Annotated in this window: 1 protein-coding gene; it reads right to left on the bottom strand. The window is 29.2% G+C overall.

Annotation, left to right across the window (positions count from 1 at the left end; translation table 11 throughout):
- Positions 1-576 (bottom strand): DDE-type integrase/transposase/recombinase (locus GN138_RS15885; protein WP_157364976.1); only part of this gene is annotated, 576 nt, incomplete at both ends.

The raw sequence follows: 576 nt of genomic DNA, 5'->3' as shown, positions 1-576 counted from the left end.
TGTTTTTAGCTTGATATAAGGCTTTGTTTAAAGCTCTTACACAACCAGATAATTCAAGACTATTACTGATGTCGTACCCCACAATTTTACGAGAATATAAGTCAGTTATAATAGCCAGATAGCAAAATCCTTTTACAGTTCTGATGTATGTAATATCAGATACCCAAACTTGATTAGGTTTGTTAACTTTAAGGTCTTTAATGATGTTTTTATACTTATAAAACCGATGCATAGAGTTTGTTGTTTTAAAAGTAGGTTTCTTTCTAAGTGTCAACATATTGTGTTTTCTAAGGATATTAAATAATGTGTTTCTACCAATTTTAAGGTTTGCATTTGTAAACTCTTTATGTAAAGATTTTTTAAGTTTCCGCACACCTTCTCTAGGTAAGGATTTACGCTTTTGTTGTACTATTTTAATGACTTGTTGTTCCATTTTTAAACGTTTTTCAGCTCTATTTTTATATTTGTAATAGGCGTCACGTTTAAGATTAAAGCACTTAGTAATAGTAGTCAAAGATGTAAATCCTTTATCATTTTCTTTGGCTTTGATTAACGCTCTATACTTAGCTTTTTTTT

This window comes from Winogradskyella endarachnes (genome assembly GCF_009741275.1).
Classification (GTDB): Bacteria; Bacteroidota; Bacteroidia; order Flavobacteriales; family Flavobacteriaceae; genus Winogradskyella; species Winogradskyella endarachnes.
The sequence above is the reverse complement of the archived record's forward strand: the minus strand, read 5'-3'. Positions and strand labels throughout refer to the sequence as shown.